General features: G+C 66.1%; 35 protein-coding genes. 3 read left to right on the top strand and 32 right to left on the bottom strand.

The genetic code is table 11. The features are described 5' to 3' along the window. The first annotated feature begins 51 nt into the window (after positions 1-51). From O5K39_RS08980 to O5K39_RS08970, 3 genes are read left to right on the top strand one after another with little or no spacing between them, the layout of a single operon-like run. Positions 52-453, top strand: coding sequence for a VOC family protein (locus O5K39_RS08980; protein ID WP_271146928.1), 402 nt, complete (start codon positions 52-54; stop codon positions 451-453). 47 nt (positions 454-500) lie between these two features. Then, positions 501-1,436, top strand: a complete 936-nt coding sequence (locus O5K39_RS08975; protein ID WP_271146927.1) for an ABC transporter ATP-binding protein — start codon at positions 501-503, stop codon at positions 1,434-1,436. Next, on the top strand, positions 1,436-2,302 hold the full coding sequence (locus O5K39_RS08970; RefSeq protein ID WP_271146926.1) for a hypothetical protein: 867 nt from the start codon (positions 1,436-1,438) through the stop codon (positions 2,300-2,302). Before O5K39_RS08975 ends, O5K39_RS08970 begins: the two co-directional genes overlap by 1 nt. Before the next feature lie 382 nt (positions 2,303-2,684). On the opposite strand, the gene rplQ is transcribed toward O5K39_RS08970, so the two are convergent. From rplQ to O5K39_RS08810, 32 genes are all read right to left on the bottom strand, one after another. Continuing rightward, on the bottom strand, positions 2,685-3,101 hold the full coding sequence (rplQ, locus tag O5K39_RS08965) for a 50S ribosomal protein L17 (RefSeq protein ID WP_271146925.1): 417 nt from the start codon (positions 3,099-3,101) through the stop codon (positions 2,685-2,687). A gap of 108 nt (positions 3,102-3,209) precedes the next feature. Beyond that, positions 3,210-4,229, bottom strand: coding sequence for a DNA-directed RNA polymerase subunit alpha (locus O5K39_RS08960; protein WP_271146924.1), 1,020 nt, complete (start codon positions 4,227-4,229; stop codon positions 3,210-3,212). A gap of 92 nt (positions 4,230-4,321) precedes the next feature. Next, positions 4,322-4,711, bottom strand: coding sequence for a 30S ribosomal protein S11 (rpsK, locus tag O5K39_RS08955; RefSeq protein WP_013268944.1), 390 nt, complete (start codon positions 4,709-4,711; stop codon positions 4,322-4,324). A gap of 9 nt (positions 4,712-4,720) precedes the next feature. Then, positions 4,721-5,089, bottom strand: coding sequence for a 30S ribosomal protein S13 (rpsM, locus tag O5K39_RS08950; RefSeq protein WP_056101849.1), 369 nt, complete (start codon positions 5,087-5,089; stop codon positions 4,721-4,723). A gap of 110 nt (positions 5,090-5,199) precedes the next feature. After that, positions 5,200-6,006 carry an energy transducer TonB gene (locus tag O5K39_RS08945; protein WP_271146923.1) on the bottom strand — a complete coding sequence of 269 codons (807 nt, stop codon included), beginning with the start codon at positions 6,004-6,006 and terminating at the stop codon, positions 5,200-5,202. Between the two features lie 65 nt (positions 6,007-6,071). Then, on the bottom strand, positions 6,072-6,782 hold the full coding sequence (locus tag O5K39_RS08940; RefSeq protein WP_271146922.1) for a TonB family protein: 711 nt from the start codon (positions 6,780-6,782) through the stop codon (positions 6,072-6,074). A 140-nt stretch (positions 6,783-6,922) separates the two neighbouring features. After that, positions 6,923-9,388, bottom strand: coding sequence for a zinc-dependent metalloprotease (locus O5K39_RS08935; protein ID WP_271146921.1), 2,466 nt, complete (start codon positions 9,386-9,388; stop codon positions 6,923-6,925). Between the two features lie 100 nt (positions 9,389-9,488). Further along, positions 9,489-10,049, bottom strand: coding sequence for an adenylate kinase (locus tag O5K39_RS08930; RefSeq protein WP_271146920.1), 561 nt, complete (start codon positions 10,047-10,049; stop codon positions 9,489-9,491). A gap of 101 nt (positions 10,050-10,150) precedes the next feature. Further along, complete coding sequence (secY, locus tag O5K39_RS08925; RefSeq protein WP_271146919.1) at positions 10,151-11,530, bottom strand: preprotein translocase subunit SecY; 1,380 nt, start codon at positions 11,528-11,530, stop codon at positions 10,151-10,153. 114 nt (positions 11,531-11,644) lie between these two features. Then, positions 11,645-12,238, bottom strand: coding sequence for a 50S ribosomal protein L15 (rplO, locus tag O5K39_RS08920; protein WP_271146918.1), 594 nt, complete (start codon positions 12,236-12,238; stop codon positions 11,645-11,647). Between the two features lie 201 nt (positions 12,239-12,439). Beyond that, complete coding sequence (rpmD, locus tag O5K39_RS08915; protein ID WP_013268938.1) at positions 12,440-12,619, bottom strand: 50S ribosomal protein L30; 180 nt, start codon at positions 12,617-12,619, stop codon at positions 12,440-12,442. 2 nt (positions 12,620-12,621) lie between these two features. Further along, positions 12,622-13,245 (bottom strand): 30S ribosomal protein S5, encoded by a 624-nt coding sequence (gene rpsE, locus O5K39_RS08910; RefSeq protein WP_271146917.1) that lies wholly within the window; start codon positions 13,243-13,245, stop codon positions 12,622-12,624. 11 nt (positions 13,246-13,256) lie between these two features. Further along, positions 13,257-13,619: a 50S ribosomal protein L18 gene (gene rplR, locus O5K39_RS08905; protein ID WP_271146916.1), complete on the bottom strand. Its 363-nt coding sequence runs from the start codon at positions 13,617-13,619 to the stop codon at positions 13,257-13,259. Between the two features lie 3 nt (positions 13,620-13,622). Next, on the bottom strand, positions 13,623-14,156 hold the full coding sequence (gene rplF, locus O5K39_RS08900) for a 50S ribosomal protein L6 (RefSeq protein WP_271146915.1): 534 nt from the start codon (positions 14,154-14,156) through the stop codon (positions 13,623-13,625). Position 14,157: 1 nt separating this feature from the next. After that, entirely contained in the window at positions 14,158-14,556 is a 399-nt protein-coding gene (gene rpsH / locus O5K39_RS08895; protein WP_271146914.1) for a 30S ribosomal protein S8, read from the bottom strand. Between the two features lie 15 nt (positions 14,557-14,571). After that, entirely contained in the window at positions 14,572-14,877 is a 306-nt protein-coding gene (rpsN, locus tag O5K39_RS08890) for a 30S ribosomal protein S14 (protein ID WP_271085878.1), read from the bottom strand. 19 nt (positions 14,878-14,896) lie between these two features. Next, complete coding sequence (gene rplE / locus O5K39_RS08885; protein ID WP_271146913.1) at positions 14,897-15,457, bottom strand: 50S ribosomal protein L5; 561 nt, start codon at positions 15,455-15,457, stop codon at positions 14,897-14,899. After that, the gene (rplX, locus tag O5K39_RS08880; protein ID WP_271146912.1) at positions 15,457-15,765 is read right to left on the bottom strand and encodes a 50S ribosomal protein L24; all 309 of its coding nucleotides are present in this window, start codon (positions 15,763-15,765) and stop codon (positions 15,457-15,459) included. Before rplX ends, rplE begins: the two co-directional genes overlap by 1 nt. Before the next feature lie 2 nt (positions 15,766-15,767). After that, positions 15,768-16,136 carry a 50S ribosomal protein L14 gene (gene rplN / locus O5K39_RS08875; protein ID WP_077354965.1) on the bottom strand — a complete coding sequence of 123 codons (369 nt, stop codon included), beginning with the start codon at positions 16,134-16,136 and terminating at the stop codon, positions 15,768-15,770. A gap of 18 nt (positions 16,137-16,154) precedes the next feature. Continuing rightward, complete coding sequence (gene rpsQ, locus O5K39_RS08870) at positions 16,155-16,406, bottom strand: 30S ribosomal protein S17 (RefSeq protein WP_013268929.1); 252 nt, start codon at positions 16,404-16,406, stop codon at positions 16,155-16,157. A gap of 9 nt (positions 16,407-16,415) precedes the next feature. Then, positions 16,416-16,613 carry a 50S ribosomal protein L29 gene (rpmC, locus tag O5K39_RS08865; RefSeq protein ID WP_271085875.1) on the bottom strand — a complete coding sequence of 66 codons (198 nt, stop codon included), beginning with the start codon at positions 16,611-16,613 and terminating at the stop codon, positions 16,416-16,418. Beyond that, positions 16,613-17,053: a 50S ribosomal protein L16 gene (gene rplP / locus O5K39_RS08860; RefSeq protein ID WP_271146911.1), complete on the bottom strand. Its 441-nt coding sequence runs from the start codon at positions 17,051-17,053 to the stop codon at positions 16,613-16,615. Before rplP ends, rpmC begins: the two co-directional genes overlap by 1 nt. Positions 17,054-17,056: 3 nt before the next feature. Beyond that, positions 17,057-17,809, bottom strand: a complete 753-nt coding sequence (gene rpsC, locus O5K39_RS08855) for a 30S ribosomal protein S3 (protein ID WP_271146910.1) — start codon at positions 17,807-17,809, stop codon at positions 17,057-17,059. Next, entirely contained in the window at positions 17,809-18,189 is a 381-nt protein-coding gene (gene rplV, locus O5K39_RS08850; RefSeq protein WP_271146909.1) for a 50S ribosomal protein L22, read from the bottom strand. The genes rpsC and rplV overlap by 1 nt, the downstream gene beginning before the upstream one ends. Before the next feature lie 2 nt (positions 18,190-18,191). Then, complete coding sequence (gene rpsS / locus O5K39_RS08845) at positions 18,192-18,470, bottom strand: 30S ribosomal protein S19 (RefSeq protein ID WP_271146908.1); 279 nt, start codon at positions 18,468-18,470, stop codon at positions 18,192-18,194. Positions 18,471-18,472: 2 nt separating this feature from the next. After that, positions 18,473-19,306, bottom strand: coding sequence for a 50S ribosomal protein L2 (gene rplB / locus O5K39_RS08840; RefSeq protein ID WP_271146907.1), 834 nt, complete (start codon positions 19,304-19,306; stop codon positions 18,473-18,475). A gap of 4 nt (positions 19,307-19,310) precedes the next feature. Beyond that, positions 19,311-19,613: a 50S ribosomal protein L23 gene (locus tag O5K39_RS08835; RefSeq protein ID WP_271146906.1), complete on the bottom strand. Its 303-nt coding sequence runs from the start codon at positions 19,611-19,613 to the stop codon at positions 19,311-19,313. After that, a complete protein-coding gene (gene rplD, locus O5K39_RS08830; RefSeq protein WP_271146905.1) occupies positions 19,613-20,281 on the bottom strand; it encodes a 50S ribosomal protein L4 in 669 nt (222 codons plus the stop codon). The genes O5K39_RS08835 and rplD overlap by 1 nt, the downstream gene beginning before the upstream one ends. Beyond that, positions 20,281-21,036: a 50S ribosomal protein L3 gene (gene rplC / locus O5K39_RS08825; RefSeq protein ID WP_271146904.1), complete on the bottom strand. Its 756-nt coding sequence runs from the start codon at positions 21,034-21,036 to the stop codon at positions 20,281-20,283. The genes rplD and rplC overlap by 1 nt, the downstream gene beginning before the upstream one ends. A 21-nt stretch (positions 21,037-21,057) precedes the next feature. Continuing rightward, on the bottom strand, positions 21,058-21,363 hold the full coding sequence (rpsJ, locus tag O5K39_RS08820; RefSeq protein WP_003164367.1) for a 30S ribosomal protein S10: 306 nt from the start codon (positions 21,361-21,363) through the stop codon (positions 21,058-21,060). Positions 21,364-21,680: 317 nt separating this feature from the next. Next, positions 21,681-22,700, bottom strand: coding sequence for a hypothetical protein (locus O5K39_RS08815; protein WP_271146903.1), 1,020 nt, complete (start codon positions 22,698-22,700; stop codon positions 21,681-21,683). A gap of 105 nt (positions 22,701-22,805) precedes the next feature. After that, entirely contained in the window at positions 22,806-23,693 is an 888-nt protein-coding gene (locus O5K39_RS08810; protein ID WP_271146902.1) for a DUF2807 domain-containing protein, read from the bottom strand. Between the last annotated feature and the right edge of the window lie 27 nt (positions 23,694-23,720).

Below are 23,720 nucleotides of genomic sequence, written 5' to 3'. Positions count from 1 at the left end.
CGACGCCGTGGAAGCCCGGATGATAGGAAGCCGGCAACGGGAGACGCGGTCATGTCCAACATCCTCCAGGCCACCCCCTTCATGCACGTGGATGACATCGAGGCCGCCCTGGCCTTCTTCGTCGATGTCCTGGGCTTCCAGATCCCCTACCGCGAGGCCGGCTATGCCTACATCCGTCGCGAAGGCGCGGCCTTCCGCCTGCTGGAACGGGACTGTCCGCGTCACGGGCCACCCGAGCGCACCTTCCGCTACTACATCGATGTCCGCGACGTGGACGTTCTGTACGCTGAGCTGAAGCCCCGGCTCGACGGGTTGCCGCCCGGCGACGTCCACGGCCCGGCCGACAAGGCCTATGGCCAGCGCGAGCTGATCGTCCTGGCCCCCGACGGCGACCTCATCGCCTTCGGCATGCCGACCCCGCGCCCACCCTTCGGCGACGTTGCAGAACCTTAATTCGCAGGCGGCTTGCCCCGCCGCCCCGGTCGCGCCACTCTCGCGCCATGAGCGATGTGATCCAGACCCGCAACCTGACCAAGACCTATGGTTCGGTCCGTGCCCTTGACGGGCTCAGCCTGACCATCCCGCGCGGCGGGGTCTATGGCGTCCTCGGTCCCAACGGGGCGGGCAAGTCGACCCTGTTCCGCATCCTGCTGGGCCTGATCAAGCCGACCGAGGGCCAGGCCCTGGTCATGGGCGGCACCGTCCACATGGGTGGGGGCGGCGACGTCGCGGCCAGCCGCCGCATGGGCTCGATGATCGAGACGCCCCGGTTTCCGCCCTATCTGACCGCGCGTCAGGTGCTGGTCTGGCTGTCGACGGCCCACGGGCTCAAGGCCGACCCCGCCCGGGTCGCCGGCTGGCTGGATCGCGTAGGCCTGACCGCCGCCGCCGACCGTCGGGTGCGCGGCTTCTCGGTAGGGATGCTGCAACGCCTCGGCGTCGCCATCGCCCTGATCACCGAGCCGGAACTGGTCATCCTGGATGAGCCCACCAGCGGCATGGATCCCCCCGGCATTCAGGAGATGCGGGCCCTTATCCGCTCCCTGGCCGACAAGGACGGCATCACCGTCGTCCTGGCCAGCCACCAGTTGCTCGAGGTCCAGCGCGTCTGCGACCGCGTGGCCATCATGAACAAGGGTGCCCTGGTCCGCGAGGGTCTGGTCAAGGACCTGACCGCCGGCGGCGAACGCCTGCGCCTGTCCGGCACCCCCCTGGCCCAGATCATGGGCGTGCTCGGCGACAAGGGGACGCTGGAAGGCTCCGCCGTCCTGGCTGCCATCCCCCGTGCCGAGGGCCCTGCCCTGCTGCGCGCCCTGATCGAACAGGGCGTCGACATCGACGAGGCCCGCTGGGTCGGCGCCGACCTGGAAAGCGTATTCATGACCGAGACCGGCAGCGTCCAGACGCCCGAAGCCATCCAGGCGGAGGCCGTCTGATGAACCCGACCCTGCTGTTCGACTCCATCTTCTCCGAGGCCTACCGCCTGACCCGGAACCGGATGACCGTGTTCTGGAGCGTGCTGTTCGTCCCGATCCTCTTCTTCCTCGGCGGCATCGCCTACCACGTCATCACCAAGTCCAAGGTGCCCGAGCTGCCGCCCGGCATCGCCGAGCGGATGGGCCAGCAGCCCGTCAACCTGGCCGACGGCCTTATGACCGGTGCCGGCATGGGGGCCAACGGGGCCATCCTGGTCTTCATGCTGATCGGGGCGGCGACCCTGTACGCGGGCGACTACCGCTGGGAAACCTGGCGGCTGATCAGCGCCCGCAACAGCCGCACCAACCTGATCCTCGGCAAGGTGGTGGTGTTCAAGCTGCTGGCCCTGTCCGGCATGATCGCCTTCCTGCTGGCCAGCCTGCTGCACTCGGTGTCCCAGGCCGTGATCTTCGCCCGCCCCCTCGGCTTCGACATGGACGCCGCCGGTCTCGGCCAGTTCATCCTGCTGCTGCTGTTGTCCTGGGTCCGGATCGTCCAGTACGCCATGCTGGCCCTGTTGACCGCCACCCTGACACGGTCGCTGCTGGCTGCCCTGTTCGTGCCCTGGGTCGTGGGTTTTGCCCAGTCCCTGTTCGGCGGCCCCGGCCTGGCCCTGCTCGGCTGGAACCCCCAGGACTGGCTTCCCCACCTCCTGCTGCCCGGCCTCGCCTTCGAGTCGCTCAAGGCCGCGATCCAGCAGGGCGCGGAGAACCCCGCCGCCAACGCCCTGATCCTCAAGGCCCTGACCAGCCTCGCCCTCTGGACCCTCATCCCGCTCGCCGGCGCCATCGCCTGGTTCCGCACCCAGGACCTGTCGAAGGAGTAGCGCCATCTGCGACCCGGTGCTGGGTCCCTTAAGAAGAGGCCGAAATAGTGAAGTCCAAGCGAGTCGCCGTGCCAGTCATCGTCGTGGGTATCGCTAGCTTGGCCATTGGAGGCTGGGTCATCGCCCGCGAGCGAAAATGCGAGCGCTTGGCGAGCTCCATCGTTGGAGACGTACAAGTCAGACGAGGCCCGGGCGGGCAGTGCTACGTCTGCCGAGATGAAGGCTGGCTATATGACATAGCGTACCCACAATGCGCGCAGGCTAACCCGCGCTACGTGTCGGGCTGACAACCGGACCGCTCTTCGAGCTGTCTCCCAAACCAAAAAGGGCGGCCCGATCGCTCGGGCCGCCCTTTCGATGTCCAGCCTTGGAAGGCTGAACCCTATTCTTCGTCGGCGTCGGCCGTGTAGACCGGGCCCGAGTCCAGGCCCTTGGCGTCGACGTCGCGGTCGACGAACTCGATGACGGCCATCGGGGCGTTGTCGCCGTGGCGGAAGCCGGCCTTCATGATGCGGATATAGCCGCCGTTGCGTTCGGCGTAGCGGGGGCCGAGCGTCTCGAACAACTTGCCGACCTGGGTCACGTCACGGACGTGGCTGATGGCCTGACGACGCGCATGAAGGTCGCCCTTCTTGCCGAGCGTGACCAGCTTCTCGACAAAGGGGCGCAGCTCCTTGGCCTTGGGCAGGGTCGTGGTGATCTGCTCGTGCTTGATCAGCGACGCGGCCATGTTCGCGAACATGGCAGTGCGGTGGCTGGCCGTGCGGCCGAGTTTGCGGTGGGCGGCGCCGTGGCGCATCGGGGTCTCTCCTACTCCGGCTCCGGTTTCCCTCTCACAGGACCCTGAACCGCATTCATTCTAACCGCCCCGACATTCTCCAGAACGGAGACGGGCGGAGGGTTGAAACTAGATCTGGTCGTCGAACTTCTTGGCCAGGTCTTCGATGTTTTCCGGGGGCCAGTTCGGCACGTCCATGCCGAGCGACAGACCCATGGAGGTCAGCACTTCCTTGATCTCGTTCAACGACTTGCGGCCGAAGTTCGGGGTGCGAAGCATTTCGCCCTCGGTCTTCTGGATCAGGTCGCCGATATAGACGATGTTGTCGTTCTTCAGGCAGTTGGCCGAGCGGACCGACAGTTCCAGTTCGTCCACCTTCTTGAGCAGGGCCGGGTTGAACGGCAGGTCGGGCTTGCCGTCCACGGCTTCCACGGCCTTCTTCGGCTCGTCGAAGGTGATGAAGATCTGAAGCTGGTCCTGCAGGATGCGCGAGGCGTAGGCCACGGCGTCCACAGGGCTAACGGCACCGTTGGTTTCGACTTCCAGCACCAGCTTGTCATAGTCCAGCGACTGGCCCTGACGGGTCGGCTCGACGCGATAGGCGACGCGCTTGACCGGCGAATACAGGGCATCGACGGCGATCAGGCCGATCGGCGCGTCCTCGGGGCGGTTATGCTCCGACGCGACATAGCCCTTGCCGTTCTGGACGGTCAGTTCCATGCGCACCGAGGCACCGTCGTCCAGCGTGCAGATCACGTGGTCGGGGTTCAGAACCTCGATGTCGGCGGGCACGTCGATCTGGCCGGCGGTCACGGGCCCGGGGCCGGTGGCACGCAGGGTCATGCGCTTGGGGCCCTCGGCGTGCATGCGCAGCGCCAGTTGCTTGATGTTCAGCACGATGTCGACGACGTCCTCGCGCACGCCTTCCAGCGACGAGAATTCATGCACGACGCCGTCGATCTGGATGGCGGTCACTGCGGCGCCTTGCAGCGAAGACAGAAGCACGCGACGCAGCGCGTTGCCGAGCGTGACGCCGAAACCGCGTTCGAGGGGCTCGGCGACAAGGCGCGCCTTGCGCTGGGCGTCGGAGCCGAGTTCGATCTGCGGCTTCTCGGGACGGATCAGCTCTTGCCAGTTACGTTCGATCATGGGTGTCCCTTGGGTACGGAGGTCGCCGGCCCCTCGCTCCTCGTCAGGTGCGTCCAGGGCCGGCGGAAGATGGGTCGGCGTAGGCGGGTGTCTTAGACGCGACGGCGCTTGGGCGGACGGCAGCCGTTGTGCGGCATCGGCGTGACGTCGCGGATCGTGGTGATGGTCAGGCCGACCGACTGCAGGGCGCGGAGCGCGGACTCACGGCCGGAACCCGGACCCGAGACGTTGACTTCAAGCGTCTTGACGCCGTGTTCCTGGGCCTTCTTGCCGGCGTCTTCGGCGGCCATCTGGGCGGCATAAGGGGTCGATTTGCGCGAACCCTTGAAGCCCATGTGTCCGGCCGACGACCACGAGATCGCGTTGCCCTGGGCATCGGTGATCGTGATCATGGTGTTGTTGAAGGACGCGTTCACGTGGGCGACGCCCGAGGTGATGTTCTTGCGCTCGCGCTTCTTTACGCGACCCGGTTCCTTGGCCATGTGTCTGTCTTACTTCTTCTTGCCGGCGATCGGCTTGGCGGGACCCTTGCGGGTGCGGGCGTTGGTGTGGGTGCGCTGGCCGCGGACCGGCAGACCCTTGCGGTGACGCAGGCCGCGGTAGCAGGCCAGGTCCATCAGACGCTTGATGTTCATCGACGTCTCACGGCGCAGGTCACCCTCGACGGTGTGATCCTTGTCGATCGTCTCGCGGATCTGCAGGACTTCGGCGTCGGTCAGTTGGTTCACGCGGCGGGCGGACTCGATGCCCACCTTGCCCACGATGTCCTTGGCGGCGGCCGGGCCGATGCCATGGATATACTGCAGCGCGATTTCGACGCGCTTGTTGGTCGGAATATTGACGCCAGCGATACGGGCCACGAAGCTCTCCAGATACGCGCAAACCGGACGCAAACAACGCTCCGGTCAACAGACCAGGAGCGTGGCGCCCTTCGCGGGAAGCGCGCCTTATACCGATGATTCAGATTAGGTCAACGGCTGACGGTGTCTTCAGGCGAAACACCCTGCTCCCAGGGGAATGAAACAGTGATGCGCTCTCTAGCGCCGTCCTGGACCACGCCGTTTACGACCCGGGGCCGGACACGCATGTATTGCGCCGCCCGGACAGCCGCACGACCAAAGCCCCAGCCCGCAGGGCGCTCGGACTCGTCCCGGCAATGGGTCACCGTCGTGTCGCGATTGATCCGGCACAGAATGACGGCCTGCCCGCTGATCCTCCGTCGCTGCGCGCGGCTCGGAAACAGCTGATGTCTTTCCGCCCGGGTCAGCTCACGAATCCAGCGCAGGCCAGATGATCCCGCGCCCGCGCCAACCCCGTCGCCCGTACCTGTCCCGCTTCCACCCAGGCCGGTCCCCGTTCCCTGCCCCTGGCCGACCGCAGCGCCGGCACCTTCAGTAGCGCCAGCAATCACGCTGATGCTCGCTTCGGGCTGGGTCGATGCGCTGTCGGTCAAGCTCGGTGTGGAAATCGAGGCCGACCCCACAATGAGGGGCTGCGGGAGCAGCGTCGGTTCCAGCGGGGCGTGGAAGGCGTCGGGGAAGGGCTTCATGACGACGGGCGGCCGGTGGACGACCGACGGAGCGGCTGCGGCCTCGCCGCCGGATCCGCTTGAGCCCGCAGGCGGAGAGCCGGGGAACAGGGTCACGTCGATCGGTGGGCTCGGCTCGAAGAGTTGCACGTCCCGGGTCAGGGTCAGCCACCACAGGACCAGGATGTGGGCGATGAGCACCACGACAAAGGCCGTCGTCCGCCTTGATCGCTCGTCCCGCGTCCGCATCGCCCGGCCCCGCCCTTCTCAGACGCGAACGATCCGCCCGAACCGGAACAATTGCAACCGGGACGTCAGCCGACGGCCGGGCTGGTGTCCGGACGCCGTCCACCCAGGTTGAACTGGATGCCCAGCGGCATCTCGGCACCCGAGACCGGCCGGCCCTGACGCGTCGGTGGCGCAAAACGGAAACGGTCGATGGCAATCCGCACCGCAGCCTCGCCGAAACCCATCCCCGACGGCGTCTCGTTGACGACGCGACAGTTCTCCAGCCGGGAATCCAGCCGGATCACGCAACGCAGCGCCACCATCCCGTCGATCCGTGCCCGACGCGCGGCGACCGGCGCAGCGTCGGCGATCTGGCGCGACGTCGGCCCGGCGATGAAGCGAGGCGGCGTGCCGCCCGAACCCGGCCCATCGCCTTCACCGTTACCGGTCCCGCTGCCCGTCCCCTGCCCGCCCTGGCCGAAGCCGGGCGTCGGTGTGGCCACGGGGGCGACTCCGACGACCAGTGCGGGCGCGGGGGCCTGGATCACCGGTGCCGGCAGTTCGGGCTCGACGGGACGCGGCCGCGGCGGCGTATGGATGCGAGACGGTGCCGCCGGGGCTCCGCCGCCCGAGACCGGTGCGGGAGGTTCAGGCGTCGGGGGTGGCGGAGGTGGCGGATCGGCCGGCCGGAACATCTCCACCTCGATTGGGGGCAAGGACACCATGGGCGGCCCGTCCGTGCTCGTGGACAGCGCAAGGAACAGGCCACCATGCAACACGGCGACGCCCGCAGCCACGGCAAGCCTCTGTCCCTGTTTGCGGGAAAAATGCGGCCTGATCGTCGTCACCTGCGTAGGGTCGCCCTGTCGAACCGTTACGGTCCATTCAAGCGCACTCTAACGCACGATGCGGATGAACGTGGCGTGACGCGCAGCGCTCACCCGTGCCAGTCGGCCTCCGCGCCGATCGGGCTGCCGGGGGGTGTCGGCGGGGCGTGGTGGCGGTCTTCCAGCATCTGGTCCAGACGGTCGCGGTCGCCGATCAGGGCGCCCAGCCAGCGGTCGTGAGCCCGCTGGACCGGGTCGGTAGCGCGCGAGGCCTTCAGCCGCGTCGCCAAGGCCTGGAGCCGCTCGTCGATGACGGCCGCCGAGGTGCTCGACAGGTCGTCACCGCGCAACAACCCTGCCAGGGTCAGCACATATTGCGCCTGAACTCGCCGCGCCGGTTCGGCCAGCCTCCCTGTTGCAGGGGCGAAGGCGGCGGCGGTGACGGCGTCGATCGTCTCGGTCAGGCTGAGTTGGGTCGGATCGCGGCGCGCGGCGTCGCTCAGCCGGTTGACCCGCGCCGGGGCGAACAGGGCGGTCAGCGTCACATCTGCCGCGACATCGGCCGCCACGCCCGGATCGAAGACTCGCCCTTCAAGCCCCTTGAACACCTCGATGTCGTTCTGGGGGTCGCCGTCGCCGGATTGCTGGGCGTTGAGCAGGGCGATCAAGGGCTCGGGCAGGTCGAGTTCGGCGGGGCTCAGGGTCGCGGTCAGGGCCGCCAGAGCCGCGCGCTGGGTCGCGGCCGGGACAGCCATCGCCGCCTCTCGTCCGTCACCCGAGACCGGATAGCCATAGTCGATCCCGCCGACCAGCTTGGACACGGCGTCCACCTGATAGCGATGGTAAAGATAGATCGGCACCAGCCGCCGCCTCAGATCGTTGACCGCCGACCCGTCCGGCAGATTGCCGAGGCCGAACCGATCGAGAGCGATCCGCCGGATCCGCATCAGGTGACCCAGCTCCTCGACCGGGTCGGCCCCATTGTCCCACAGACTGCCCCAGGGCTGGGCGTCGCCGCCGATCCGGGCATCGGGGTCCGACACGAATCGCAGCCGCACCACCCCGGCCTCAAGCGCCGCCGCCCGGACATCGGGAGGCGCGTCGCTATAGAGCTGGTCGATGGCGAACCGGTCCCAGTCGCCCATCCCGACCGCGTAGGCGTCCGAGAAATCCAGTTGATCCTCCGGCCCGATGGCGATCACCGGCACCGGATAGTCCATCACCGAGGTCCGACCCTGGGTGCTGCCGGCGAAATTGTGCAACAGGCCGATGGCGTGGCCGACCTCATGCGCCGACAGCTGGCGGATGCGGGCCAGGCCGATCTGGACTGGGTCGTTAGGTCCGCCGTCGCCGGTGCCCGCAGCCCCCAACAGTCCCTCGAAGATCAAGATGTCTTGCCGGATACGGAGCGAGCCCAGCAGCACCGAGCCCTTGACGATCTCGCCCGTGCGCGGATCCACCACGCTCTGGCCATAGGACCAGCTGCGGGTGGCTCGATTGACCCAGTTGATGACGTTGTAGCGGGCGTCCAGAGGATCGACGCCCTCGGGCAGGACCTCGACCCGATAGGCGTCGATGAAGCCCGCGCGGTCAAAGGCGTCGGCCCACCACTGCGCGCCCTCGACGAGGGCCGTCCGCACCGGCTCGGGTGCCGCGCGATCGACGTAGAAGACGATCGGTTCCTTGACCGTCGAACGGGCCGCCGTCGGATCGGTCTTCTCCAGCCGGAACCGGTTGGCGAACCGCCGGACCATGGCTTCATCCAGCGGCGCGGAATAGTCGGTGACCAGGGTCGAGATCGCGCCCGTGCGCGGATCGAACGGCCGGGGCACGAACCCCGGCTCGGGCAATTTGATGAAGCTGTGGCGCACCGTGAACGTTACCAGCCGCGCGTCCGGTGCGATCTGGCGAAGATCGGTCCCCGGCGCATCGACCGCAAAGGTCAGACGCGCCTCCATCTCCAGGTTCTCAGGAAAGGCCCGGGCCTGGGAGGCATCGACCAGGGTCAGGTCGGCGACCGGCTTCAGCGTCCCCTGCCCCGCGCTTTTCAGCTGTTCGGCGATCCCCATGGCGTCGCGGGTCAGGAAGCCGGTGATGTCGATCAGCACCGAGCCGTCATCGTTTTCCGCCACGAGCTCGCCCGCCCAGACGGTGGACCCGACGAAGGCATCGCGCGCCGCCGCCTGCTCGTCGATGCTGCCGGCTGGGGCCGCATATCTCGGGTTCTCGAACTCGGCGACGATCCGCCGTCCGATCCGTCGGAAAGCCAGGATGTTGGTCGCCCCGATCTGGGCCCGATCCAGCCCGGTATTGGCCGACCCCACCCCGGTCCGCAGCGCCGTGTGGTGGATGATCCGCAGCATCACCCCGTCCGCCCCCGCGGCCGGTAGCTGGACCAGCACCTTGCCCTTGTCCGCATCGATGAAGATCGGGGCCAGGCCGTCCTGGCGCGTCAGACCCTCGATGGTTTCGGCATAAGTCGCGGGATCGTCTGCGGCGTGAACGAAGGACGCGGGTGCCGAAAGAGCCAGCACCAGAGCGATCGCCGTCGCTGCTTTACCGACCCTGAACGCCATGCCTGATCCCTCTACGCTGCGGTGCGATAGGAGGGTCAATGGAGGGGGTGAGTCAACGCCCTCCTCCCAGTTCGCCGCTCGGCGAGCCGGAAGGAAAAATCTACCCCAGCGCCTTGTCGATCTCGGCGGCGACAGCGTCGATCGCACCCATGCCGTCGATCTCGGTCAGCAGACCCTTGTCGGCATAATAGGGCAGCAGGGGCGCGGTGTTGCGGTTGTAGGCGTCCAGCCGGACCTTGAAGCTGTCCGGATTGTCGTCCGGGCGGCCCTGCTCGGCGAACCGCCTGGCGACGCGCTCCAGAAGTTGCGTATCGTCGACCTTGAGGCGGACGACGGCATCGATCTTCTTGCCCAGCTTGGCCAGCATGGCGTCAAGCGCCTGGGCCTGGGCCAGGGTGCGGGGGAAGCCGTCGAAGATGGCGCCGCCGGCGTCTTCGGCTTCTTTCAGCCGGGCCTCGATCAGGGCGATGACGATGTCATCGGCGATCAGACCGCCTTCGGACATGATGGCCTGGCATTGCTTGCCCAGGTCCGAGCCCGACGCAATCGCCTCGCGCAGCATGTCGCCGGTCGACAGCTGGACCATGCCCCGCCCATCGACAAGCCGCTTGGCCTGGGTGCCTTTGCCCGCGGCAGGCGGTCCGAACAGGATCAGGTTCAAGGCCGCCCTCCCAAAGCGATCGTAACCGGGCTCAAGTAGCGCAAAGCGCTGTAGCCCAACAAGCCGGACTTAAGTCGCGCAAGGCGCTGAAGGCCCACTCATCATCGCCGTACGGGAGCAGGCGCACCGCGTCCACCCCGACCGCGCAGCTTGGCCTTCTTGATCAGGCCTTCGTACTGGTGGGCCAGCAGCTGCGACTGGATCTGTGCGACCGTGTCCATGGTCACCGACACGACGATCAGGATCGAGGTGCCACCGAACAGCAGGCTGGGTCCCATCTGCGCCGCGATGAACTCGGGGATCAGACAGACGGCGGTGATATAAGCGGCGCCGATCACCGTCAGACGGGTCAGCACGTAGTCCAGGTACTCGGCCGTCCGCTTGCCCGGACGGATGCCAGGCAGGAAACCGCCGTATTTCCGGAGGTTCTCGGCGGTGTCCTCGGGGTTGAAGGTGATCGAGGTGTAGAAGAAGCAGAAGAAGACGATCAACAGGCCATACAGCAGCATGAACAGCGGCTGGCCGTGCGTCAGCTGCCCCGTCACCATCGGGAGCCAGCTCAGCCACGTCGGCAGGTCGGCGTTGGCGGTCATGGTCGCAACGGTCGACGGCAGCATCAGCAGCGACGAGGCGAAGATCGGAGGTATCACACCTGCGGTATTGACCTTCAGCGGCAGGAACGAGCGTTCGCCGCCCGCCATCCGGTTGCCTTCCTGGCGCTTCGGATACTGGATCAGAAGCCGGCGCTGGGCCCGCTCCATGAACACGATGAAGACGACCGTGAAGATGCCCAGGGCAGCGATGAACAGCAGGGCGAAGGCCGAGAGCTGACCCTGCTGGGCCAGTCCGAACAGGCGCGCGATCGTGCCCGGCAGCACCGCCACGATACCCGCGAAGATGATCAGCGAGATGCCGTTGCCGATCCCGCGCGCCGTCACCTGCTCACCCAGCCACATCAGGAACATGGTGCCGCCGGTCAGGGCGACGACGGTGGTGGCGATGAAGAACAGGCCCGGCTGATCGACCAGGTTCGGCTGGGCATTCAGCCCCGCCGCGATACCCAGCGACTGGGCCAGCGCCAGGAACACCGTCAGATAGCGGGTGTACTGGTTCAGCTGCTTGCGGCCGCTTTCGCCGCCTTCCTTCTTCAGCTTCTCCCACGGCGGATACACCGTACCCATCAGCTGCACGATGATCGACGCCGAGATATAGGGGGTCACGTTCAGGGCGAAGACCGCCATCCGCTCCACGGCACCGCCCGAGAACATGTTGAACATGTCCAGGATGCCGCGCTGGCCGTCCGGGTTCTGGAAGAACTGCAGGAAGGCTTCGGAGTTGATCCCCGGGATCGGCACATAGGTGCCCAGTCGATAGACCAGCAGGGCCATCAGGGTGAAGAGCAGCCGCTTGTGCAGGTCGGTCGCTTTCGCGAACGAGCCCATGTTCATGTTGGCGGCAAGTTGTTCGGCGGCCGAAGCCATATGTCGTTACCCCGACTGATCAGAACGCGGCCAGGCGGCGTCGAATCCGCAGGCCGGAGTTCAGATAGGCGAAGGGCGGCCTCTTAGCGAGACCGCCCCTCAAGCTTTCTTGGATTAGGCCTTGGCGGCCGTACGGGTGGTGCGCGCCGAGATCTTGTTGGCGTCGCCACGCGGAGCCTTGGCGGGCGGAGCCTTGCCCTTGGCGGCGTTGCGCTTCTCGACGGCGGCAGCGGCCTTGGCCTCTGCGGCGATGCGCTGCTGGACGACGGTGCCACCGGCCGCTTCGATCGCCTTGATCGCGCCAGCCGAGGCCGACCAGACGACCAGGTTGACGGCCGACTTGAGTTCGCCGGTGCCCAGGATGCGGACGCCGTCCTTGACGCGGCGGATCACGCCGGCAGCGACCAGGGCGTCGCCCTTGATCTCACCCGAGGCGTCCAGCTTGCCGGCGTCGATGGCGTCTTGCAGGCGCCACAGGTTCAGTTCCGCCAGCTTCAGAGCGTTGGGATTGTTGAAGCCGCGCTTGGGCATGCGCATGTACAGCGGCATCTGGCCGCCTTCGAAGCCGCCGATGGCGACGCCCGAACGCGACTTCTGGCCCTTGACGCCACGACCGGCGGTCTTGCCCTTGCCCGAACCCGGGCCGCGGCCGACCCGCATGCGCTTCTTGTGCGCGCCTTCGTTGTCGCGAATTTCGTTCAGTTTCATGTGCCTGATCCTTTCGGGTGCTAGCGCCATCGCCCGGAGACGATGACTCGGCTGTTTAAACGCAGGTGGGAACGGCGAAATGAGCCGAACCCGGAACTTCAAGGTCGCGCGCTATAGCGGCTCCCCGGAATGCAGTAAAGGCGACTCTCGCGAGCCGCCCTCACCGAATGCCCTGGCCTCCCCTGTTGGAGAGGAAAAGGCTTACTTCTCGACGATCTCGGTCAGGTGGGCGACCTTGGCGATCATCCCGCGAACCGAGGGGGTGTCTTCCAGCGTGGACTCGCGGCCCATGCGGTTCAGACCCAGGCCCACCAGGGTGGCGCGCTGGTCGTTCTTGCGGCGGATCGGCGAACCGGTCTGCTTGACGGTGACGGTAGCCATAATCAGCCCTCCACGGCTTCGGCGGTCTCGACCGGGGTCGAGGCACCGTCGTTGCGGCGGCCCATCAGGTCGGCGACCTTCTTGCCACGCTTGGACGCGACCTGACGCGGCGACGACTGGACTTTCAGCGCCTCGAACGTCGCACGGATCATGTTGTAGGGGTTCGAAGAGCCCGTGGACTTGGCCACGACGTCATGGACGCCGAGGGTTTCCAGGACCGCGCGCATCGGACCACCCGCGATCACGCCGGTCCCGGGAGGGGCCGCACGCATCATGATCTTGCCAGCGCCCCAACGGCCGGCGCCGTCGTGGTGCAGGGTGCGGTTCTCGCGCAGCGGAACGCGGATCATCGTCTTCTTGGCTTCTTCGGTCGCCTTGCGGATGGCTTCCGGCACTTCACGCGCCTTGCCGTGACCGAAGCCGACGCGGCCCTTGCCGTCACCGACGACCATCAGGGCGGCGAAGCTGAAGCGACGGCCACCCTTCACGGTGGCGGCGACGCGGTTGATGTGGACCAGCTTTTCGACGATGTCCGAATCCGGACCGTCGACGGCGGGGCCATTGCGGTTGTCGCGACGGTTGCGGTCGTTGCCGCCGCCGGGTCCGCGTTGGGGTTGAGAGGCCATACTGACGATCCCTAGAAGTTCAGGCCGGCTTCACGCGCGGCTTCCGCCAGCGCCTTCACCCGTCCGTGATAGATATAGCCGCCGCGATCGAAGACGACGTCCGTGACGCCGGCCTTGATCGCACGTTCGGCGACCAGCTTGCCGATGGCGGCTGCGGTCTCGGCCTTGGCACCCTTGGCCAGACCGGCGCTCTCGCCTTCCAGCGAAGAGGCCGATGCGACCGTGACGCCCTTGAGGTCGTCGATGATCTGGGCCGAGATGTTCTTGTCCGAGCGGTGCACGGACAGACGCAGGCGACCGTTGCCCATCGCCTTGAGGCGACGGCGGTTGCGTTCGGTGCGGCGAGCGGCTTTTTGTTTGAGCGTGGTTGCCATGACCTACTTCTTCTTGCCTTCCTTGCGCCGGACCTTTTCGCCCGAGTAGCGCACGCCCTTGCCCTTGTAGGGTTCGGGGGGCCGGAGCTTGCGAATGTTGGCGGCCAGCTCGCCGACGACCTGCTTGTCGGCGCCGGAGATATTGATCTCGGTCTGCTTGGGCACAGCGAAGGTCACGCCTTCGGGGGCCTTGATGTCGACCTCGTGCGAGAAGCCGAGTTGCAGCGAAAGGTCGTTGCCCTTCAGCGCAGCGCGGTAACCGACGCCGACGAGTTCAAGCTTGCGCGTGAAGCCTTCGGTGACGCCGACGACCATGTTGTCGACCAGGGTCCGCGACAGGCCCCACATCGCGCTGGCGCGTTGCGAGTCGTTGCGGGCGACCAGGTTGATCTCGTCGTTCTCGAACTTGACTTCGATCTCTTCGGCCACGGTCCAGGAGCGTTCGCCCTTGGGTCCCTTGACGGTGACGGTCTGGCCGTCGAGCGTGATGGTCACGCCCTTCGGCACGGCGATTGTGCGTTTTCCGATACGGGACATCTTAGTAGACCCTGCAGAGGACTTCGCCGCCAACGTTGGCGTCGCGGGCGTTGGCGTCCGACATGACGCCCTTGGACGTCGAAAGGATCGAGATGCCCAGGCCGTTCTTGATCGGCTTCAGGTCGCCGATCGCCGAATAGACGCGGCGGCCCGGCTTGGACACGCGAGCGATCTCGGCGATGACGGGCTGGCCATCGAAATACTTGAGCTCGATCTCGAACTGCGGGAATTCACCGGGGTTCTGAACCAGCGAATAGCCACGGATGTAGCCTTCGTCCTGGAGCACGTCGAGGACGCGCTGGCGCAGGCGCGAAGCCGGCGTCAGAACCTTGGCCCGCTTGCGCATGTGCGCGTTGCGGATGCGAGCGATCATGTCGCTCAGGGGATCGTTGATCATCATGGTGTGTCGCTCCCCTTACCAGCTGGACTTGGTCAGGCCCGGGATCTGTCCCAGGTTGCCGAGTTCACGCAGGGCGATACGGCTCATCTTGAGCTTGCGATAGAAGGCCCGCGGACGGCCCGTCACTTCGCAGCGGTTGCGGATCCGGACGGCGGCCGAGTTACGCGGCAGCTCGGCCAGCTTCAGGCGGGCGTCGAAACGCTCTTCCAGAGGCAGGCTCTCGTCGTTGGCGGTCGCCTTGAGGGCGGCCCGCTTCGCGGCATACTTCGCAACCAGGGCCTTGACGGCTTCGTTGCGGTTTACGGCGCTTTTCTTTGCCATTGTGCTTTTCCCTTCCCGCTCAGTTCTTCACGAACGGGAACTTGAACTCGGTCAGAAGCGCGCGTGCCTCGTCGTCGGTCCTGGCCGTGGTGCAGACGATGATGTCCATGCCCCACATCTGGTCGATCTGGTCGTAGTTGATCTCCGGGAACACGATGTGTTCCTTGAGGCCCATGGCGTAGTTGCCGCGACCGTCGAACGACGTCGGCTTCAGGCCACGGAAGTCCTTCACGCGCGGCAGGGCGATCGTGATCAGACGGTCGAGGAACTCGTACATCTGGTCGCCGCGCAGGGTGACCTTGCCGCCGATGATCATGCCTTCGCGCAGCTTGAAGCCGGCGATGGAGTTGCGGGCCTTGGTCGGAACCGCCTTCTGGCCGGCGATCTGCGTCAGATCCTTGAGGGCCGCATTGGCCTTCTTCGAATCCGCCACGGCTTCGCCGATACCCATGTTCAGCACGATCTTGTCGAGCTTGGGCAGTTGCATCGGGTTCGTGTAACCGAACTTCTCGGTCATCACGGCGCGGATGCGGCTGTTGTAATCGTCCTTGAGACGAGGGGTGTATGCGGTCTCGGCCATCAGATGACGTCTCCAGTCGTCTTGGCGAACCGGACCTTCTTGTCGCCCTCGACGCGGAAGCCGACGCGGGTCGCCTTGCCGTTGGCGTCGGCGATCGCGACGTTCGACAGGTGAAGCGAGGCTTCCTTGTTCTTGATGCCGCCCTGCGGGTCGCCTTGCGACGGACGCGTGTGACGCTGCACCATGTTCACGCCCTGAACCAGGACGCGGTTTTCGGTCGGCAGGACCTTGGTGACCGAGCCGGTGCGGCCCTTGTCTTTACCTGCCAGGACGACGACGCGGTCGCCCTTCTTGATCTTGGCGGCCATGACTACAGGACCTCCGGAGCCAGCGAGATGATCTTCATGTGGTTCTTGGCGCGCAGTTCACGGGGAACAGGGCCAAAGATCCGCGTGCCGACCGGCTCGTTCTGCTTGTTGACGATGACGGCGGCGGACTTGTCGAAGCGAATGACGGAACCGTCCTTGCGCTGGATGTCCTTGGCGGTGCGAACGACGATGGCGCGAACGACCTCGCCTTTCTTCACGCGGCCGCGCGGGATCGCTTCCTTCACCGAAGCGACGATGGTGTCTCCGACCGAGGCGTAGCGACGCTTAGCGCCGCCGAGCACCTTGATGCACATGACCCGGCGGGCGCCCGAATTGTCGGCCACTTCCAGGTTAGTTTGCATCTGGATCATAGTGTCAGATCCTTCTGATTACGACGCCGAGGCCGGGGTGTCCTTCGAGAGGACCTCCCAGCGCTTCAGCTTGGACTTGGGAGCACACTCGCGAATGCGGGCGACGTCGCCTTCCTTGAAGGCGTTCGCTTCGTCGTGGGCGTGGTATTTCTTGGACAGGCGCACGATCTTTTTCATGACCGGGTGCAGCAGCGTGCGTTGGACGACGACGACGACGGTCTTGTCGCCCTTGTCGGACACAACCACACCTTCCAGGATACGTTTGGGCATGGTGTTTCCTTACGAAGCCGAACGCTTCTCACGCAGAAGCGTGGAGATGCGGGCGATGTCTTTGCGGACTTCACCGACGCGGTGAGTCTTTTCCATCTGGCCGGTGGCGGCCTGGAAGCGCAGGTTGAATTGCTCTTTCTTCAGCGAGAGCAGCTGGTCGCCCAGCTGGTCCGGCGTCTGCGAGCGCAGATCAGCGATCTTGGTCATCAGGCGACGTGCTCCACGTGAGCGATACCGGCGTCCAGGCGGGTGACCACCTTGGTGCGGACCGGCAGCTTGGCGGCACCCAGACGCAGGGCCTCGCGGGCCACGTCGTCGGCGACGCCGTCGATTTCAAACAGGATCCGGCCGGGGTGGCAGCGCGCCGCCCAGTGATCCACCGCGCCCTTGCCCTTGCCCATGCGGACTTCGGCAGGCTTGCCCGAGACCGGCAGGTCCGGGAAGATGCGGATCCAGACACGGCCCTGGCGCTTCATCTGACGGGTGATCGCGCGGCGGGCCGCCTCGATCTGACGCGCCGTGATGCGTTCCGGCTCCAGCGTCTTCAGGCCATAGGACCCGAAGTTCAGCGAGAAGCCACCCTTGGCGGCACCGTGGATACGGCCCTTGAAGGCCTTGCGGTATTGAGTTTTCTTCGGTTGCAGCATGACTTAGCCCTCACGCCCACGACGCTGACCACGGTCGTTACGACCACCGCGATCACCACCACGGCCTTCGTTCGACGACGGACCGGCGGCTTCCAGAGCCCAACGCTTGTCCTGCGCCATCGGATCATGTTCCAGGACTTCACCCTTGAAGACCCAGACCTTCACACCGATGATGCCGTAGGTCGTCTTGGCCTCGATGAAGCCGTAGTCGATGTCGGCGCGCAGGGTGTGCAACGGCACGCGACCTTCGCGATACCATTCCATCCGGGCGATTTCGGCACCGCCGAGGCGACCCGAGACGTTGATCCGGACGCCCTTGGCACCCAGGCGCATGGCGGCCTGCATCGAACGCTTCATGGCGCGACGGAAGGCGATCCGGCGTTCCAACTGCTGCGCGATGTTCTCGGCGATCAGCTGGGCGTCGGTCTCGGGCTTGCGCACTTCGACGATGTTCAGGTGAACTTCGCCTTCGGTGCGGGCCGAGATGTCCTTGCGGAGCTTCTCGATGTCGGCGCCCTTCTTGCCGATCACGACACCCGGACGGGCGGCATAGATCGTCACACGGCACTTCTTGTGCGGACGCTCGATGATGATGCGCGAGACGCCGGCGGCGTTCAGGCGCTCACGCAGCCAGGTGCGCAGCTTGATGTCCTGGTGCAGCAGGCGAGCGTAGGACGGGCCGTCGGCGAACCAGCGGCTGTCCCAGGTACGGTTCACGCCGAGGCGGAAACCGATCGGATTGATTTTCTGACCCATCAGGCGGCCTCGCCGGCTTCACGGACCACGATGGTGATCTCGCTGAACGGTTTCAGGATACGCGACGAGCGACCACGAGCACGGCTCGCGAAACGCTTCATCACCAGGTTCTTGCCCACGAAGGCCTCGGCGACGACGAGGTTGTCGATGTCGAGGTTGTGGTTGTTCTCGGCGTTCGACACGGCCGAATACAGGACCTTGCGGACGTCGTCAGAGATGCGCTTGCGGCTGAATTCCAGCTCGTTCAGCGCCTTCTGGACCGGCAGGCCGCGGATCGAGGCGGCGACCAGGTTCAGCTTCTGGGGGCTGATGCGAACGTTGACCAGCTTGGCGCGGGCCTCCGTTGCGCCGACGCGGCGGGTGTTGTTGGTCTTGGGCATGACTACTTCCGCTTCGCTTTCTTGTCCGCGGCGTGGCCGGGGAACGAACGGGTGGGCGAGAACTCGCCCAGTTTCATGCCGACCATGTCCTCGTTCACGTGCACGGGGACGTGCTTGTGACCGTTATGGACACCGAACGTCAGACCGACGAACTGCGGCAGGATGGTGGAGCGGCGCGACCAAGTCTTGATCACGTCCTTGCGGCCCGACGTCTGAACGGCGTCGGCCTTCTTGAGCAGATACCCGTCGACGAACGGGCCTTTCCAGGAGGAGCGGGCCATCTTTAGCGAGCCTTCTTAACGTGGCGGGTACGGATGATGAACTTGTCCGTCGCCTTGTTCTTGCGGGTACGGGTGCCTTTGGTGTCCTTACCCCACGGCGTGACGGGGGTGCGGCCACCGGAGGTGCGGCCTTCGCCGCCACCGTGCGGGTGATCGACCGGGTTCATGGCGACGCCGCGAACGTGCGGGCGGAAGCCCATGTGACGGACGCGACCGGCCTTGCCCAGGTTCTGGTTCATGTGGTCGGCGTTCGAAACGGCGCCCACCGTGGCCATGCAGCCGTCCAGGACCATGCGCAGTTCGCCCGAGCCGAGACGGATCTGGGCGTAGCCCTGATCGCGACCGACCAGCTGGGCGTAGGCACCGGCCGAACGGGCCAGCTGAGCGCCCTTGCCCGGCTTCATCTCGACGCAGTGGATGATCGTTCCGACCGGCATGGAGCGCAGCGGCATGGCGTTGCCCGGCTTCACGTCGGTCTTCTCGCCGGCCACGATCGTGTCGCCCGCCTTCAGGCGTTGCGGCGCGACGATGTAGGCCTTTTCGCCGTCCTCATAGGTGATGAGGGCGATGAAGGCGGTCCGGTTCGGATCGTACTCCAGGCGCTCGACCGTCGCGGTCATGAACTTGCGACGCTTGAAGTCGATCTTGCGATACAGGCGCTTGGCGCCGCCGCCGCGGAAGCGGACGGCGATGCGACCGCCCTGACCACGTCCGCCCGACTTGGTCAGGCCTTCGGTCAGCGACTTCTCGGGACGGCCCTTGAAGAGCTCCGAGCGGTCGATCAGCACCAGGGCGCGACGGCCCGGCGATGTCGGATTGTATGTTTTCAAGGCCATCTGTTTAGAGCCCCGTCGTGACGTCGATCGACTGGCCTTCGGCCAGGGTCACGATCGCTTTTTTGATGTCGACCCGACGGCCCATGATGCCGCGGAAGCGCTTGGTCTTGCCCTTGGTCACCAGAGTGTTGACCTTCAGGACGTTGACCTTGAACAGGCTTTCGACCGCAGCGGCGATTTCGTCCTTGGTGGACGTGCCGGCGACGCGGAAGACGACCTTGTTCTGCTCCGACAGGATCGTGGCTTTCTCGGTGATCACCGGGGCCAGGATGGTGTCGTAGTGTTTGGCGGTGGGAGCGGCGGCCATTACGCGGCTTCCTTCTGGGCTTGCTCGCGACGCGAGGGCTTGTAGTCGGCGTAGGTCGCCTCGATCGCCTCGACGGCCGACTTCGACAACACCAGGGTGTCGGCGCGCAGGATGTCATAGACGTTCAGGCCGGCGTTCGGCAGGACGTTGATGTGCGGAATGTTCCGCGACGCCAGGGCGAAGTTGGTGTCGACTTCGGGGCCGGCGATGATCAGCGTCTTGGTCCAGCCGAGCTTGCCGAAGGTGTCGCGCAGGGCCGAGGTCTTGACCGCGTCCAGCGACAGGCTGTCGACGACGACGAGGCCGCCCGACTTCACCTTGGACGACAGGGCGTGACGCAGGGCCAAGGCGCGGACCTTCTTGGGAAGATCAAAGCCGTGATCGCGAACGACCGGGCCGAAAGCGCGCGAACCACCGACGAACTGCGGGGCACGGCGCGAACCGTGACGAGCGCCGCCGGTGCCCTTTTGCTTGTACATCTTCTTGCCGGTGCGAGAATTCTCGTTCCGGGTCTGGACCTTGTGGGTACCGGCGCGGCGTTTGGCCAGTTGCCAGTTGACGTAGCGGGCCAGCAGGTCGCCGCGGATGTCGGTGATGCCGAAAACGACATCGGACAGTTCCACGTCACCAGCGGCAGCGCCGTCGAGTTTGATGACTGAGAGTTTCATTACGCTTCACCGCCTTCGGCTGCTTCAGCGGCCGGAGCCTCTTCAGCGGGGGTTTCGGCGGCGGCCGGAGCAGCAGCGGCACCCTTGGTCTTGAACGAACCGGGGAACGGCAGGTCGGCGAACGGCTTCTTGTGCGCATCGCGGACCTTGACCCACGACCCTTCGTGGCCGGGGACAGCGCCCTTGACCAGGATCAGGCCGCGCTCGGCGTCGACACGGACGACCGTCAGGTTCTGGGTGGTGATCGTCTCGTTACCGAGCTGACCCGCCATCTTCTTGCCCTTGAAGGTCTTGCCGGGGTCTTGGCGTTGGCCGGTCGAACCCAGCGAACGGTGCGAGACCGAGACGCCGTGGGTGGCCCGCAGACCGCCGAAGTTCCAGCGCTTCATACCGCCGGCGAAGCCCTTGCCGATCGTCTCGCCCTGGATGTCGACCTTCTGGCCGGCGACGAAGTGGTCGGCCGTCAGGGTCGAACCGACGTCGATCATCGCGTTTTCCGACACGCGGAACTCGGTGACGACATGCTTGGGCTCGACTTCCGCGTTCGCGAAGGTCGTGCGTTGAGCCTTGTTGGTGTTCCTTGCCTTCTTGGCCCCGGCACCCAGCTGCAGGGCGACATAGCCGTCCCGCTCCTGAGTGCGTTGGCCGACGACCTGACAGTCGTCGAGCTGGAGCACAGTGACCGGAACGTGCGCGCCGTCATCGGCGAACACGCGGGTCATGCCCAGCTTCTTGGCGATCACGCCCGTGCGCATCGGATCCCGCCTCTTTCTTCGTTAAATCTTGATCTCGACGTCCACACCGGCGGACAGGTCGAGCTTCATGAGCGCGTCCACGGTCTGCGGGGTGGGGTCGACGATGTCGAGGACACGCTTGTGCGTGCGGATTTCAAACTGCTCGCGCGACTTCTTGTCGACGTGCGGCGAGCGGTTCACGGTGAACTTTTCGATCAGGGTGGGCAGCGGAATCGGACCGCGAACGGTCGCGCCGGTGCGCTTGGCCGTGTTGACGATTTCACGCGTCGAAAAGTCGAGGACGCGGTGATCGAAGGCCTTCAGCCTGATGCGGATGCTTTGATCCATATCGGTTGTATTTCCCAAGCAGGCGAACCTGCGTCCCTGTGAACCATTTCAAAGACCGAAGCCTTCAGGGGAAACCCCATCAGGGACGCACGTTTCGCAAAAACGATCGGCCCACGCAGTTCCCCGCGAAGGCCGTTGAAGTCCTAAGTCGCTACAAAGAACGGTAACTCAGGTCGTTCCTGCGAACCGCGTCTGCAGATTGCTCTGCACAGCCGGTCCAACAAGAGTTGGCGCTTATGACGATTGAGTCCCGTTTCGTCAAGCGGCGAAACTGAGGCGGGGTCGGGATTCTGACTCCTCCCCCTGCCCGGCTCTCCCTATCGCACCAGCCGCTTCGTCCCCGCGTCCCAGCGCAGGCTCACGCCCGTGCAGACCTTGCCGTACTCGCAGTCGGGCGCGTCGATCAGCCGGGCCGGCGTCGGCGCGACGTCGATGTTCACCCAGCGGCCGGGCGCGCCCTGATAGGCCATCACCGCGGGCCCTCCCCGCCCGTTCGGTCCATGACCCGGGCCGTCGGAGACCCAGACCTGGAAGCTGTATCCCTGTGAGTCGCCTGTGCAACTCGCGGGTGGTCCGATGACCCAGTCGCGGACGCCGTCACCGTTCAGGTCGGGAATTTCGCTGAGCGAGGGATAGACGAACATCGTCAGCGCCTCGTCCTCGGCGCTGGGGCAGACCTTCCGGCCCGCGGTGCGCAACTCCGACAGGGCTGCCGGAACCCAGTCCGGACCGTCCTCGCTGTCGTCCACGTCCACCGGCGACTGGCCGGCGCCGAGCAGGATGTGATTGCCGTCGCTTGACGGCCGCTCGACCAGCGCGCCCGCGCGCGGGTCCCAACCCCAGGCCAGGCGGCAGTCTTCGCGCGTGTCCTCGCAGTTCAGGTGGTGGAAGGACGATTCGACCCGGACCTCGCCGTTCACCTCGCGGATATCGAGGGTGCCGCCCTGGCGATCAAAGGCCCGGACGAAGCCATAGGCATGGACGCCGCCCTCGACATCGGTGACCGGGCCGTCCGCATACGCGGTGCTGACATAGAGGGTGCGCGCGCATCCCCCGGTCCCGCAGAACTGGCTCGAGTCGGGCCAGTTGATCAGCCAATCGGCATGGCCGTCCTTGCTGATGTCGACCGGGACCAGCACCCCCTCGGGCACCTCCGTTACCAGCGCGGGCCGATTCGTCGGGTCATCGCGGTCGAGGTAGAAGCTGTTGATCTCGTTCAGTACGAACCAGGTCAGGCCCTCCGGCGGCTTGGAAGGCGGTGCCTGGGTTGTGGCGGCGGCACCGGCGGCCGAGATCAGGGACACGGCGGCCAGCGAGGCCGCGAACAGTCGAGACATACGAAAAAGGTCCTGACCGGAAATGCCCAGTCAGGACCCATGGTGACGGTTTTGCCCGTCTTATCCACCTCTCCGATCCTGACGGATCGGCGGCGTGTGATTCCTTCAGGAGCCGACCCGGACCCGGCCCGAGCCGACCGAGTTCTGGGACACAGAACCGGCGACCGATCCGGCGCGGACGTCTCCCGATCCCATGATGCTGGAATCGATGCTGGCGACGCGGCCCCGCACGATGACACTGCCCGAGCCGGCGATACTGGCGTCCAGCCGACCGGCGTCGCCGCGAACGACCACGTCGCCCGATCCGGCGATGCTGGCGTCCACGGGCCCATCGACCTGGCGGGCCGTCACGCTGCCGGACCCGGCGATCGCCACCTCGAGCGAGCGCGTCGCCCCGGCCGAGACCCGTCCCGATCCGGCGAGCGAGACGTCAAGGCTGCCTGCGTCGCCTGCCCAGACGTCGCCCGATCCGGCGAGGGACACGTCGAGCTCACCGCTGGTGTTGGCCACGGTCCAATCGCCGCATCCCGAGTTGGACAGAGAGATGGATGTGGCACCCCGTCCGACGGCACCGAAGACGGCCGAACCATCACTGACCGACACCTCGACCTGGCGGGGCGTACGCACCACGATCAGCGGCGCTGCGCTGACCTGGACCCGTCCGTGGTTCCTGACCTCGACCGAAGACGTCTGGCCCGGCTGGCCACCGGGACCGCCGGCGCCGCCCTCGCAGTTCCGCACGGCATTTCTGCCCAGCTCGCCGTCGATACGGATCTCGTCGCCGCGGCGGGTCACGGTCGGGCGCGGCAGGCCTGCCGTGCCGCCCTCGATCTCGACCGCGACGTCGGTGCGGTCCTCGACGATGACGACCATCCGGGCCACGGCGTGGCGCACTTGGACCTCGGGAACTTCCTTGGCGCTGGCGGGCGGCGCGACGGCTATCAGCCCCAGGGCGGCGATGGATGCGGCGGTGGCGACGACGGCGAAATTCATGGCGGTTTCCTCTCCGGCTCTGAGGAG

It is taken from the genome of Brevundimonas sp. NIBR10, assembly GCF_027912515.1.
GTDB lineage: Bacteria > Pseudomonadota > Alphaproteobacteria > Caulobacterales > Caulobacteraceae > Brevundimonas.
This window is presented reverse-complemented; position numbering and strand designations above follow the sequence as displayed.